This is a genomic window from Chryseobacterium sp. CP-77 (genome assembly GCF_036362765.1).
In the GTDB taxonomy this organism is placed as follows: Bacteria; Bacteroidota; Bacteroidia; order Flavobacteriales; family Weeksellaceae; genus Chryseobacterium; species Chryseobacterium cupriresistens.
Genome location: NZ_CP143637.1, coordinates 3,180,701 through 3,193,093, shown reverse-complemented (window position 1 = coordinate 3,193,093; position 12,393 = coordinate 3,180,701). Strand labels below are relative to the sequence as shown.

Below are 12,393 nucleotides of genomic sequence, written 5' to 3'. Positions count from 1 at the left end.
TATTAAATTAGAATTTATATCCTAAACCTACCATAAACAGATTAGGCCTGTTATCATATCTGATTTCCGTACCGGAAACTCTGTTGATAAAATTTCTTTCGTCTTTACTGAAAGCACCTTCATATCTGGCATTTACAATAAGTTTTTTGATTTCAAGCTGTGCACCAAACTGGTATCCTACAGTAAAATCATTTTTAGCATTTTCTTTGAAATCGTTGTAAGTATTGTCTTTATTTAAGTTAAAACTTCCTACAGGTCCTGCAAAAACGCCAAGCATATTCCCTAAAAGGTTATATCCTAAAAGAACCGGAACATCAATACGGTTGCTTTTTACATCAAAAGTAGTGTTCTCTGTAGTAAACTCATTTTTGAAGTGAGTGTAATAGATTTCCGGCATCACAAACAATGAAGTAGGAAGACCTACCTTTAATGAAAGCCCAACATTGAAACCTACATTATTTTTACCTGTTCCTTCAATCGCATCATTCACTGTTCCTTTGATATTGGACCATGAAGGAGAGCCTGTCGGAAAAATTAAGTTGGCTTTACCTGCCAGTGAAATCTGTGCAGATGCCCACATTGAAAACCCTAATAACGCTATACTAAGTACCTTTTTCATTATCGTCTATTTTTGTATTTGTCGTTTCAATCGTTTTATTATTCTCAAGTAAATATTCTCTCAGCTCTTTAAACAGTTCTGAAGAATAAACGAAGTCAATCAGATTTTTATTGCCTGCAGTAATCAGAATGTCTTTGTTGCCTTCCCATTCTTTGATTCCCAGTCTTAGGTATACAATTTTCTCGCCAATCGTCATTACAGAGTTCATGTCGTGGGTATTGACGATGGTTGTGGTGTTGTATTCTTTTGTGATCTCGTAAAGAAGATCATCTATTACTTTTGAAGTATAGGGATCAAGTCCGGAATTGGGCTCATCACAGAACAGATATTTGGGATTGTTTACAATTGCTCTTGCAATAGCAACCCTTTTCTGCATTCCCCCTGAAATTTCAGACGGGTATTTCTTTTCAGCTTTATCAAGGTGTACTCTTCCTATTACTTCAAAAACCCTTTTCTTTTTTTCTCTGTAGGTAAGATTGGTAAACATGTCAAGAGGAAACATAATGTTTTCTTCAACTGTTAAAGAGTCAAATAATGCGCTTCCCTGGAAGACGGTTCCGATTTCTGAACGGAGATGTTGTTTTTCATCTCTGGTCATCGTATTAATATCTTTTCCATCAAACAGAATTTCTCCTGATGAAGGCATATAAACATTCAATAAACTTTTTAGAAAAACGGTTTTCCCGGAACCACTCTGTCCAATAATCAGGTTTACCTTTCCTTTATCAAATGAAGTTGAAATTCCCTTCAATACTTCAACATCTCCAAAACTTTTCTTAAGATCTTTTACCTCAATCATCAGCTTAATATTAATTGGGTTAAAATTAATTCGGAAATGATAATGAATACCATTGTCCATACTACCGCCTGCGTACTGGCTCTACCTACTTCCAATGATCCTCCTTTCACATTATATCCGAAATAAGAAGGTACTGTGGCAATGATGAAGGCAAAAACAGTTGTTTTGATAAATGCATAATAGATAAACAGATTGGGCATATACATTTGGATTCCCACTATATAATCGTTCTCGGTCCAGTTTCCGGTCAGAATTCCGGCAATATATCCTCCGCCGATACCAAATACAATACTGATGGCAATAAGAAGAGGGTTAAAGAGAACACAGGCAACAATTTTAGGGAAAATCAGAAAATTCGGAGAGTTTACTCCCATGATATCCAGAGCATCAATCTGTTCGGAAACCCTCATTGTTCCAATACTGGATGCAATATAAGACCCTACTTTACCCGCAAGAATCAGACTGATAATGGTTGGCGAAAATTCCAGAACCAATACAGCCTTTGTAGCGTATCCTACAAATGAAGTAGGAATAGGAAATGAAGAAGCATCAAAGTTGTTGAACATCTGAATAGCAACTACAGCCCCCACGAAAATTGAAGTGAAGACTACAAGCCCGAAAGAATTTACTCCCAAATCATTAATTTCTCTCATGAACAGCTTCCAGAAAACCCTCATTTTCTGAGGTTTCTGCAGGGATTTTCCCAAGAGGATTATATATTCCCCTATTGCTGTGAAAAACTTTTTTAACATACTGCTAAATTAGACTTTTTTATTTAATTGGGCTACAGTCAAGAATAAGACCAAAGCCTGGTTTTGTGTTAAAATTATTTCAATATAATCTTATCCCGTTCTTTATTTTGCATTTTTATCTCCTCCCACAACCAATAGAACGGTTTTTAAAATAACGACCAGATCCAGGGCAAAACTCCAGTTTCTTACATAGAATGCATCGGCTAGAACTCTTTTTTTCATCTCTACTTCCACATCTCCGAAGTCACCCCGCAGTCCGTTCACCTGTGCTAATCCGGTAATACCAGGACTTACCATACTTCTCAGGCTGTATCTCCCGATTTTAGGTTTGTAATAATTGTCGACAGCCAGCATGTGAGGACGCGGGCCTACCACAGACATTTCTCCTCTCAGTACATTGATGAATTGAGGAAGTTCATCAAGACTTGTTTTTCTTAAAAATTTACCTATTTTGGTAATTCTGGAATCATTTACTGAGGTGGTTTTGGTAGTAGATTCATCATTCACAACCATTGTTCTGAATTTAATACAATTGAAAACCTCTTCATGAAAGCCATATCTTTTCTGAAAGAAAAAAACAGGTCCTTTGGAAGTTGTTTTGATTAAAATCGCAATGATTGGAAATACCCATGAGCAGATGAAGACCAATATAATAACAGAAAAGAAAATATCAAATGTCCTTTTCATCAGGAAATTAGAATAATAATCTAACGGGTACCTGGCCTGATTAAGTACCGGCTGGGTCTGTATATATCCAAGATCATAAAGGAAAAAATCACTTTGGGTGATACTTGGAATCAGTGAAATGTGAATCTTATGATCTTCGGCCAGTCTGAAAATTTCATTTTCCATCGCTTCGTCATAGGAGTTTTCCATAGATAAAAACAAGGTGTGGATTCCGTTCTTTTTCCAGAAGTCTACCAGCTCACTGATCTTCACTCCGGTATGTTCGTATTCAAATATTCTGTATCCATAATCTTTACGGTCTGTAAAGATATTCTTCAAAATTTCTGTGGAATGGCTGTCTCCTAAAAACATGACATTCCTGTAATTGGCACCAAGAGACCGTAAATATTTGATCGCAAAATATACTAATGATTTTGCAAGAAAGATGGCAATAAAAAGGTAAAGGGAAAGCCAGTAGATATCCGAATTGAAAAACACATTTTTACTTACCTTTCCTATAAGCAGCACTCCCAGTATAAAAAACAGGAAATGGATTAAAAGCCGTTCAAGAAACAGGGTATAAGTAAGGTTTCTCGGGATATTGTATATTTTTGTCCTACCGCTAAGGAGCACCCAGAACAAAAACAACAGAATGAGAGAAAAACTATTCTGGTACCAGGTTTCTTTATTGTATTTTAAATTTTCGTTTCTGCTTATAAAAAAGAATATGAAGACAGATGCAATAACCATGAGGTCAAGCAACATGATGATTGATTTCAGGTATCTAGAGTATCGAATTCTCTGCATCTATCGGTATTATAGCGGATAAGCACGGCTAATTTACACTTTTTTACGGGATATTCAGATATTTGTGAGTCTGAACAGAAGCCTGCCACTCAGGGTTTTCCAGAATGAAATCTGTGATCTTAGGATACATGTCGTTTCTTTTGCTCCATTCACTCTGAAGATAAAGTTTACAGTTTTCGGAAACTTTTGCAGCTTGTTCCTGAGCAAAAGTAAAATCATGCTGGTTGAAAATAATCACTTTAAGCTCATTGGCCTTTTGATAGATCTCTTCTTTAGGAAGTCCTGTTTTCTTAGGGGAGAGAGTAATCCAGTCCAGCTGTCCGCTCATAGGATAAGCTCCGGAAGTTTCAATATGTACTGTGCATCCTAGTTCTTTTAGTTTGGAGGTCAGGATATCTAAATTCCACATTAAAGGTTCACCGCCGGTCAGTACTATTGTTTTACAATGTCTGGCAGCTGTTTCCGCAATTTCTTCTGCATTCATCAAAGGGTGGAGTTCCGGATCCCAGCTTTCTTTTACATCACACCAGTGACATCCTACATCACAACCTCCCAGCCTGATAAAGTATGCGGCTTTTCCGGTGTGTGCTCCTTCTCCCTGTAAAGTGTAAAAATGCTCCATCACAGGGAGCATTTTACCTTCTTTTAATAAAATATCTTCTTCTTTATTCATTTTAAATTAGTCGTTATAGACCGAAGTTTTGTAAGCAATGATGGTGTTTTTCATCAACATCGCTCTTGTCATTGGGCCTACTCCTCCAGGTACCGGAGTGATCCAGCTTGCTTTGGCAGCACAGCTGTCAAAATCCACATCACCTGCAAGGTAATACCCTTTTGGAGAGTCATTATCTACTCTTGTAATACCCACGTCCACGATTACAGCTCCTTCTTTAATCATATCTCCTTTTAAGAAATGTGGATCTCCCAAAGCGGTAATAACGATGTCTGCTTTTCTTGTGTATTCTTCGATGTCTTTCGTATATGAGTGTGTAAGGGTAACAGTAGAGTTTCCAGGGAAATCTTTTCTTCCCATCAAAATACTCATTGGTCTTCCTACAATTTTACTTCTTCCGATAATGACACAGTCTTTTCCTTTTGTTTCAATATTATATCTTTCCAATAATGTTAAAATCCCGAAAGGAGTCGCTGGTAAGAAAGTATCCATTTCAAGAGCCATTTTTCCAAAGTTTTCCGGGTGGAAACCATCCACGTCTTTTCTTGGGTCAATAGCATTGATGATTTTTTCCTGATCAATCTGATCCGGTAAAGGCAGCTGAACAATAAATCCGTCTACTGCTTTAGACTTATTAAGCTCGTCAATTTTTTCCAATAGTTCAGATTCAGAAACAGTGCTTGGAAATTTAATTAAGCTGGATTGAAATCCTACTTCCTCACAGTCTTTTACTTTAGAGTTTACATAGGCCTTGCTAGCTCCATTATTTCCTACAAGAATAGCCACCAAATGCGGAGCTCTTCTTTTGCTTGCGAGAATCTTTTCTACTTCAACCTTGATCTCTGCTTTAATTTCCTTGGATACTTTAAGTCCGTCAAGAATTTCTGCCATTTTTACTTTTTTACTTTATAGATTTACTTTTACTTTCTTTTTACTTACTATTTATTTTCTTTATAGTAATTGATCAATCCATTGGTTGAGCTGTCATGAGAGCTTATTGCTTCATTGTTTTCAAGCTCAGGAAGGATTTTATTGGCTAATACTTTTCCTAATTCCACTCCAAACTGGTCAAAACTGAAAATATTCCAGATTACTCCCTGAACGAAAATTTTGTGTTCGTAAAGGGCGATCAACTGGCCTAATGAAAAAGGAGTTAATTCCTTGAATAATATAGAGTTAGTTGGAGTGTTTCCATGGAAGACTTTGAAATTGATCAGTCTGTCTATTTCTTCATCAGATTTACCCGAATTTCTAAGCTCTTCTTCCACTTCTTCTTCCAGTTTTCCGAAGGCAAGAGCCTCAGTCTGAGCGAAAAAGTTAGCTAATAGCTTGTCCTGGTGATCAGAAACATGGTTCGGGCTTTTTGCATAGGCAATAAAATCTGCCGGAATCAATTCTGTTCCCTGATGGATTAACTGGTAGAATGCATGTTGTCCATTGGTTCCAGGTTCTCCCCAAATAATAGGCCCCGTTTCATATTCTACGAATTCACCATTTCTGTCTACACACTTTCCGTTACTTTCCATATCTCCCTGCTGAAGATACGCTGCAAATCTGTCCAGATATTGAGAATAAGGTAAGATGGCATAAGTAGTTGCTGCATAGAAATTACGGTACCAGATTCCCAGAAGTCCCATTAAAACAGGAACATTTTCAGAGAATTCGGCAGTCTGGAAGTGCTGGTCCGTATCAAAAGCACCTCTTAAAAGCTGCTCGAAGTTTTCATATCCTACAGAAAGTACAATACTTAATCCGATAGCACTCCAAAGAGAATATCTTCCACCTACCCAGTCCCAGAACTCAAAAATATTTTCTTCTGCGATTCCGAACTTTTTAACTTCCTCAATATTAGTAGATAAAGCCACAAAATGCTTCGCGACATCTTCCTGTTTTCCCGCTTTCAGGAACCAGTCTTTAGCTGAATTGGCATTCGTCATTGTTTCCTGAGTTGTAAAAGTCTTGGAAGCAATAATGAATAAAGTAGTTTCAGGATTTAAATCTTTTACTACTTCTGCGATATGATTTCCGTCCACGTTGGAAACAAAGTGAGCGTTTAATCTTGTTTTAAAATGCTTTAAAGCCGAACAAACCATTACAGGACCCAAATCCGATCCTCCAATCCCAATGTTGACTACATCTGTGATCTCTTTTCCACTAAAACCTTTATGTTCTCCTGAAATAATTTTCTCAGAAAAAGATTTCATATGCTCAAGAACTCTTTTGATCTGTGGTTTGATATTTTCTCCATCCACCAGAATTTCACGGTCTGAAAAATCTCTTAATGCGGTGTGAAGAACAGCTCTTCCTTCAGTTTCATTGATTTTATCTCCGGAGAACATTCTGGAAATAGCATCTTTTAACTGGCTTTCTTCTGCCAATTGTAATAAAAGATCCTTGGTTCTTGAATCAATCAGGTTTTTAGAATAATCAAAAAGATAGTTGTCCTTTTGCAGGGAAAACTCGTTAAAACGGTTCGGGTTATATTGGAAGAGAGTTCTAAGATCAAAGTCATTTCCACCGAAGTGTTCGTCAAGTGCTTTCCAGCTGTTGGTTTGTGTTGGATTTATTTTTGATAGCATATTACAGAATTTTTATCATTCAGAAGATCATGTATCGGATGAAAATGGTTAATCATCCATAATGATTTATTTCTGATCTGCAAATTTACGGAAAAATAAAACCTCAGATAAATTTGAAGAAGATAAATAACGATTTTTTAAAAAACAAAACCTCAGAACAGGCCTGAGGTTTTGTAAAATGTGTTTTGTGATAAGAGTTTTCAATGTTATTCATCCATTTCGTTCAGAATATTTTCAAGTTCTTTGGCACTTCTTCCGTAGATATATTTTGTCCACACAACGATACTTGTTATGATAGCTAAAGTTCCGATGAGCACTGCGATAATTAATCCCTGCTGATGAGAAGTTGTAAGTTCTGCTAGAGATTTTCCTTGTTTTTCCATCGCATTGTAAATCACCAATCCCGCTGTTACCAGAAAATGAGGAAGTAATAAAAATCCGAAAGACTGATATCGTTCCATATTCAGCCGAAGTTCATGATATATTTTCCAAAGACTGTTTTTGGTGTTTCCTGTATAAAGTTCCGTCTGTTTGTAGAATTTATAAAATCCTAACAGGTAGTAGGATGATATGACAACCATCACGGTATAAGACACATAATAAATAATATACTGTGAAGAAGGAAACTGAAACTGAAGGGGAAAAAGAGCTATGAGAATGATCGCAAGAATCTGCATAGGGAATTCTCTTTTCATGTTTTTCTGGATTTTTTCTATAGGGTGTTTGCTTTCCTTTAATTGCTTTATGGTATCAGGAATATGGACATCGCTGTCTTCTTTATTCCACTGTTCTTTTAATTGATCAAAATTCATAACCTGATTTTTTTATGATTTGCTGTATTTTTTCTTTTGTTCTGTTGAGTTTTACACGGGCATTACCTTCACTGAGACCTAAATTGTTTCCGATTTCTTTATGGGACATCCCTTCCATAAAATAAAATATGACGGCCTTTTCCAGAGGATTCAGTTCCTGAACGGCACTGTAGAAAATTTCCAGCTGCCTGTCTTTGGTGGGATTATAATCTTCCTGCTGAACTTCAAAATGATGTGGAGCATCCGTATGGTTATTGGATCTCTGTTTTTCTTTTTTTAAATAGGTAATTGCAGTATTGATGGCAACCCGGTACATCCAGGTAGAAAACTCACTGTTCCCTTTGAAGTTCTGATAGGACTTCCAAAGCTGGATAAGAATTTCCTGCTGAAGGTCTTCCCGGTCCTCTACAGAATCTGCATAGATCCGTGAGGCTTTGTATAAGATACCTTTGTGCTGGTTGACAAGCTTTAAAAAAGCAGTTTCAGTTGGATTGCTCACAATGCTTTCATGGTTTGGTTATAATTATAAGCTTGATACAGGTTTTACCGTGTAGCCTTTTGCCTGTAGAAGGGGAATAATTCCGTTTTCACCCATAAGATGAGATCCTCCGACAGCAAAGAAAGAACTTTCTTTTTTCATCATGTCCGGCATTACTTTTACCCAGTTCTGATTTCTGTTGGTCAGCATGGCCTTTTCCTGCTGAGCATTCATGAATCTTTCATCCTTAAAAAGACTGTATAAAGATTGTACATTTTCATTTTTAAAAGCTTCAATCATCTGTCTGAACAATATTTGATATTCCTTGTCCATTTTCAGTTGAGCAATAATGCTTTTCAGATTATACGCTTCATTGATGGATTTCATCTGATCCTCCACTTTTTCCAGCCCTTTGATGCTTTTTTTATCTTTCATTGCTTTCTGAAGAAGTTCCATCTCGTAAAGTTTTACTTCAGTCTGAGGACATGGAATGGCTTTGGTGGAAAGCAATGCATAAAGCGCCTGCGGGCTTGAAGAATCAATACTTTTCAGATCAGTTCCATAATTGGCAAGAACAGTATTCAGCTCTTTAGCTTCTTCAGGTGAAAGCTGATCCGATATTTTTTTATCTGTTTTAAACATTTTCTGTAATGACATCATTTCAGCTGGATCTGTATAATTGATTTCCATAACAAGGTTTTCAGAACTCTCAAGAGCTTTCAGCACTTTAGGTTTGATCTCAAAATCTTTACTGCATAAGATATGAAAAGTCCCGGTAATATAAGACGGCTTAGAAAGGCCGTTTCCGGAAACCTCCCAAAGCAGGCTGTTTTCTTTGTTGCTGCTTTTATCTTGTGCATTGGATGTTATGAAATTCAATGACAATAATGCTGCAAATCCAAGTTTTATTAAATTTTTCATTGTATTAATTTTTTTGATTTTCTGTTCTTTTAAACAGTAGGTAAAGCAGGCATTACAATCGTTACAGTTTTTTTCAAAAAAATAAAAACCTCCTGAAAACAGGAGGCTGTAAAATCTAAAATTATGATGATAACCAATTGGTTAGGATAGTTTTTTATTCCTGATTTTTTGAATACTCAGGTTTTGAAATTTTTCTTTTTCTTAAAAAATAGAGGATTGCAGCAGCAATTAATACAAGAGGCCATACATTGATAAGCCCCACAATAATCCTCTGGATCAGATAGAATCCATATACAAATCCATCTTTTGCGTCATAGATGAAATTGTATTTGTACTTATTATCAATGCTTGTGGTGTTGGTAACAGCAATTTCTGCAATACGCAACTGAGGCTCTTTGATGTAAATGTCAATCGTGCTGTATTTCAGATCATCCGTCATGTTCATGCTCGAAAGCTTTTGAAGATTTCCTTCAGACATATTCTCGTCATCCAGCGTTACTTTATCTTTATTGGTTTTGAGCTTACTGATGTTTTCTGAAGTTTTTTGATTTCTTTTCCCTTCCAGTTCAGAATACTTGATGTTGGCTGTTACATCTTCTGCATTGATAGATCTTGAATTAAGAAATAATTTATTGGTATTGATTGCCGTTAAAAGCTCTCCCAGTTTTTCCGTAGGAATACGTACCTGCATTCTGTTCTCTGTCTGGTATTTTTTTACCAGCATCGCCTCTTCATTGGAGGTGTTGTAGGTGTTTTCAGAAACAACGTTACTTTGAAGATTACTATTGGTAACAAAACCACCAAGCTCCTGTACAGATTTTTCAATAGCAATTGTTGCATTATACACATCTTTTACTTCCATATTCACATCTGCAGTCTTGATAAACTGCTTGTCTTTTACTTTCATATCTGCAACATATGAAATACTGTCCGAAACCACAGCAGCTGCTGAATCGGTAGTAGCATAGGCTTCAAGATCTTTAGAGGAAACTTCTCCTTTTTTACATGAATAAATTCCTAATAAAAGAGCAGCAGATAGAGATAATGTAATGTAAGTAGTTTTCATAACGTTGATTTTTGTTGTTTTGCTTGAGTCAAAGTTCAGTCAGGATCTTTTGTAACACTTGAAAATCAAAAGTAAAAAGCTTGTAAATAAAATTTTTACTTATAATGAGTTGAAATTTAGTGTTTTGTAAAATAGCCTGGAGTCTTAATCATTGCTTTCGGAGCAGTTTTTGCTTATCTTTTACAAACCAAAACTACAATCTATCACTATGTCAAATACTTTTTCCAAAATCAGAAACGCAATAGGATTATTCACATCTATAGATTTTGATCAGCTGAGCGCCATTTCTCAAAAAGTGGATTTGCCAAAACTGATGCATAATTTCTCAAAACTGGATGATAAACAGCTTTCAGGACTTATGAAAATGCTCGATCCCGAAAAGAAAAAGAAAGAACTTCCTCCCATTGACGGAGATTTTTATGATATCTACCATACTCTTACTCCCGAACAGCGTGAAATTCAGCTGAAAGTAAGAGCATTCATGGAAAAAGAAGTTAAACCTCTGGTCAATCACTACTGGCTAAGAGATGAATTTCCCTTTGAACTGATTCCCAAATTCCAAAAACTGGATATCTGCGGTGTTACTTATGAAGGCTATGGCTGTCCGGGAATGCCTTTTCTGATGGAAGGGGTTATTGCCATGGAAATGGCAAGGGTGGATGCTTCTATCGCCACATTTTTCGGCGTACAATCGGGGCTGGCAATGGGCTCTATCTATATTTGCGGATCTGAAGAGCAGAAGCAAAAATGGCTTCCTCAGATGCAGAAATTTGAAAAAATAGGGGCTTTCGGGCTTACTGAGCCTGAAGTTGGATCCGGAGCAGCAGGCGGACTTACGGTAACCTGTAAAAAAACACCGGAAGGCTGGATTCTGAATGGGCAGAAAAAATGGATCGGGAATGCTACTTTTGCAGATATCATCATTATCTGGGCAAGAGATCTGGATAGCGGAGAAGTGAAAGGTTTTATTGTTGAAAAAGATAATCCGGGATATTCCGTAGAAAAGATCAAAGGAAAAATGGCGTTGAGAATTGTCCAGAACGGATTGATAACTTTAAAAGACTGTCTCGTAACTGAAGAAAACCGTTTGCAGAATGCCAATTCCTTTAAAGATACCGGCAAAGTACTGAGAATGACAAGGGCAGGAGTAGCATGGATGGCTACAGGCTGTGCACGCGGAGCTTACGAAAGTGCTTTGGATTATACCCGAAAAAGAGAACAGTTTGGAAGACCTATAGCCTCATTCCAAATGATTCAGGGACATCTGGTGGAAATGTTGTCTAATCTTACCGCCATGCAGACGATGGTTTTCAGACTGTCTGAAATGCAGGATGAAGGAATTTTGAAAGACGAACATGCTTCTTTAGCCAAAGTTTTCTGTACCCTCCGAACAAGAGATATTGTTTCCAGAGCAAGAGAAGTAATGGGAGGGAACGGAATTCTGCTCGAGTATGATGTGGCCAGATTTGTTGCCGATGCAGAAGCAATCTATTCTTACGAAGGAACAAAAGAAATCAACTCGCTCATCGTAGGACGATCGATTACAGGTTTTAGTGCTTTTGTATAGGTAGCGGGTAGCAGATAATAGGTTACAGACGGTGAAATGAAAGAATAGGCTTCAACGGAAGTTTACTGGTACTGCAGCCTGCAAGCTATTACCTGCAATCTTATGAAACTAAGTGTTTATATTTTTCCTTGTTGTCAATAATCATCCATAGGTTGATCAGAAGCATAACTCCTGCAATGCCCATTCCCATTGGAGATTTGTCCAATGTGAAAACATGGGTAACAATTCCTACCATGACAGGTAAAATAACAATAGCTCCCAGCGCTCTTGTTTTTGGGAAAATAAATAGCAATCCGCCAATGACTTCTACAATCCCGACTAAAGGCATCAGCCAGCTGATTTCTCCGAAAGCAGAGAAAAGTTTCATTTGCTCAGGAGTGGGTTTCTCCATGGGCATATAATTGAAAAACTTGTTTAATCCGGCATTAATAAACATAAGCCCGAAAAGCAGACATAAGATGAATTTTATTACTTTCATGATTGATGATTTTATATCAAATGTAAAATAAAAATAGGATATTTTGTATTTAATTTAACATAAAATGTGAAATCCATATTTAATAAAAGAAAATACTAAGGCCCGACTTATGGATACTGTCCGGATAATCCGTCCTATATTCTCTGTACAGAAACCTGCCCAAATGGAACGAGTCC

General features: G+C 36.9%; 13 protein-coding genes. 1 reads left to right on the top strand and 12 read right to left on the bottom strand.

Annotated features, from left to right (window positions below; all coding sequences use genetic code 11):
- Nucleotides 1-7: 7 nt before the first annotated feature.
- From V0410_RS14175 to V0410_RS14125, 11 genes are all read right to left on the bottom strand, one after another.
- The gene (locus V0410_RS14175; protein WP_330744345.1) at nt 8-619 is read right to left on the bottom strand and encodes an outer membrane beta-barrel protein; all 612 of its coding nucleotides are present in this window, start codon (nt 617-619) and stop codon (nt 8-10) included.
- Complete coding sequence (locus tag V0410_RS14170; protein ID WP_002983922.1) at nt 603-1,418, bottom strand: ABC transporter ATP-binding protein; 816 nt, start codon at nt 1,416-1,418, stop codon at nt 603-605. Before V0410_RS14170 ends, V0410_RS14175 begins: the two co-directional genes overlap by 17 nt.
- On the bottom strand, nt 1,418-2,170 hold the full coding sequence (locus V0410_RS14165) for an MlaE family ABC transporter permease (RefSeq protein ID WP_110009930.1): 753 nt from the start codon (nt 2,168-2,170) through the stop codon (nt 1,418-1,420). The genes V0410_RS14170 and V0410_RS14165 overlap by 1 nt, the downstream gene beginning before the upstream one ends.
- Nucleotides 2,171-2,272: 102 nt before the next feature.
- Nucleotides 2,273-3,643 (bottom strand): exopolysaccharide biosynthesis polyprenyl glycosylphosphotransferase, encoded by a 1,371-nt coding sequence (locus V0410_RS14160; protein ID WP_442879149.1) that lies wholly within the window; start codon nt 3,641-3,643, stop codon nt 2,273-2,275.
- Between the two features lie 43 nt (nt 3,644-3,686).
- Nucleotides 3,687-4,316, bottom strand: a complete 630-nt coding sequence (locus V0410_RS14155; protein WP_110009928.1) for a 7-carboxy-7-deazaguanine synthase QueE — start codon at nt 4,314-4,316, stop codon at nt 3,687-3,689.
- A gap of 6 nt (nt 4,317-4,322) precedes the next feature.
- Nucleotides 4,323-5,207 (bottom strand): bifunctional 5,10-methylenetetrahydrofolate dehydrogenase/5,10-methenyltetrahydrofolate cyclohydrolase, encoded by an 885-nt coding sequence (locus tag V0410_RS14150; RefSeq protein WP_034692667.1) that lies wholly within the window; start codon nt 5,205-5,207, stop codon nt 4,323-4,325.
- Nucleotides 5,208-5,254: 47 nt separating this feature from the next.
- A complete protein-coding gene (pgi, locus tag V0410_RS14145; protein WP_202840027.1) occupies nt 5,255-6,895 on the bottom strand; it encodes a glucose-6-phosphate isomerase in 1,641 nt (546 codons plus the stop codon).
- Between the two features lie 206 nt (nt 6,896-7,101).
- Nucleotides 7,102-7,707 (bottom strand): hypothetical protein, encoded by a 606-nt coding sequence (locus V0410_RS14140; RefSeq protein WP_202840025.1) that lies wholly within the window; start codon nt 7,705-7,707, stop codon nt 7,102-7,104.
- The gene (locus V0410_RS14135; RefSeq protein ID WP_202840023.1) at nt 7,697-8,206 is read right to left on the bottom strand and encodes an RNA polymerase sigma factor; all 510 of its coding nucleotides are present in this window, start codon (nt 8,204-8,206) and stop codon (nt 7,697-7,699) included. The genes V0410_RS14140 and V0410_RS14135 overlap by 11 nt, the downstream gene beginning before the upstream one ends.
- A 24-nt stretch (nt 8,207-8,230) precedes the next feature.
- A complete protein-coding gene (locus V0410_RS14130) occupies nt 8,231-9,106 on the bottom strand; it encodes a TraB/GumN family protein (RefSeq protein ID WP_330744333.1) in 876 nt (291 codons plus the stop codon).
- 154 nt (nt 9,107-9,260) lie between these two features.
- A complete protein-coding gene (locus V0410_RS14125; RefSeq protein ID WP_330744331.1) occupies nt 9,261-10,172 on the bottom strand; it encodes a DUF4349 domain-containing protein in 912 nt (303 codons plus the stop codon).
- Nucleotides 10,173-10,380: 208 nt separating this feature from the next.
- On the opposite strand from V0410_RS14125, the gene V0410_RS14120 reads away from it, so the two are divergent.
- Entirely contained in the window at nt 10,381-11,739 is a 1,359-nt protein-coding gene (locus tag V0410_RS14120) for an acyl-CoA dehydrogenase family protein (protein WP_330744329.1), read from the top strand.
- A gap of 100 nt (nt 11,740-11,839) precedes the next feature.
- Here the strand turns inward: V0410_RS14120 and V0410_RS14115 are convergent, their stop codons facing one another.
- Nucleotides 11,840-12,217: a DoxX family protein gene (locus V0410_RS14115; protein WP_330744327.1), complete on the bottom strand. Its 378-nt coding sequence runs from the start codon at nt 12,215-12,217 to the stop codon at nt 11,840-11,842.
- Between the last annotated feature and the right edge of the window lie 176 nt (nt 12,218-12,393).

Excerpts from the sequence above, each read along its gene's own strand:
- V0410_RS14175 (WP_330744345.1), bottom strand. The coding sequence starts at position 619 with ATGAAAAAGGTACTTAGTATAGCGTTATTAGGGTTTTCAATGTGGGCA.
- V0410_RS14170 (WP_002983922.1), bottom strand. The coding sequence starts at position 1,418 with ATGATTGAGGTAAAAGATCTTAAGAAAAGTTTTGGAGATGTTGAAGTA.
- V0410_RS14165 (WP_110009930.1), bottom strand. The coding sequence starts at position 2,170 with ATGTTAAAAAAGTTTTTCACAGCAATAGGGGAATATATAATCCTCTTG.
- V0410_RS14160 (WP_442879149.1), bottom strand. The coding sequence starts at position 3,643 with ATGCAGAGAATTCGATACTCTAGATACCTGAAATCAATCATCATGTTG.
- V0410_RS14155 (WP_110009928.1), bottom strand. The coding sequence starts at position 4,316 with ATGAATAAAGAAGAAGATATTTTATTAAAAGAAGGTAAAATGCTCCCT.
- V0410_RS14150 (WP_034692667.1), bottom strand. The coding sequence starts at position 5,207 with ATGGCAGAAATTCTTGACGGACTTAAAGTATCCAAGGAAATTAAAGCA.
- pgi (WP_202840027.1), bottom strand. The coding sequence starts at position 6,895 with ATGCTATCAAAAATAAATCCAACACAAACCAACAGCTGGAAAGCACTT.
- V0410_RS14140 (WP_202840025.1), bottom strand. The coding sequence starts at position 7,707 with ATGAATTTTGATCAATTAAAAGAACAGTGGAATAAAGAAGACAGCGAT.
- V0410_RS14130 (WP_330744333.1), bottom strand. The coding sequence starts at position 9,106 with ATGAAAAATTTAATAAAACTTGGATTTGCAGCATTATTGTCATTGAAT.
- V0410_RS14125 (WP_330744331.1), bottom strand. The coding sequence starts at position 10,172 with ATGAAAACTACTTACATTACATTATCTCTATCTGCTGCTCTTTTATTA.
- V0410_RS14120 (WP_330744329.1), top strand. The coding sequence starts at position 10,381 with ATGTCAAATACTTTTTCCAAAATCAGAAACGCAATAGGATTATTCACA.
- V0410_RS14115 (WP_330744327.1), bottom strand. The coding sequence starts at position 12,217 with ATGAAAGTAATAAAATTCATCTTATGTCTGCTTTTCGGGCTTATGTTT.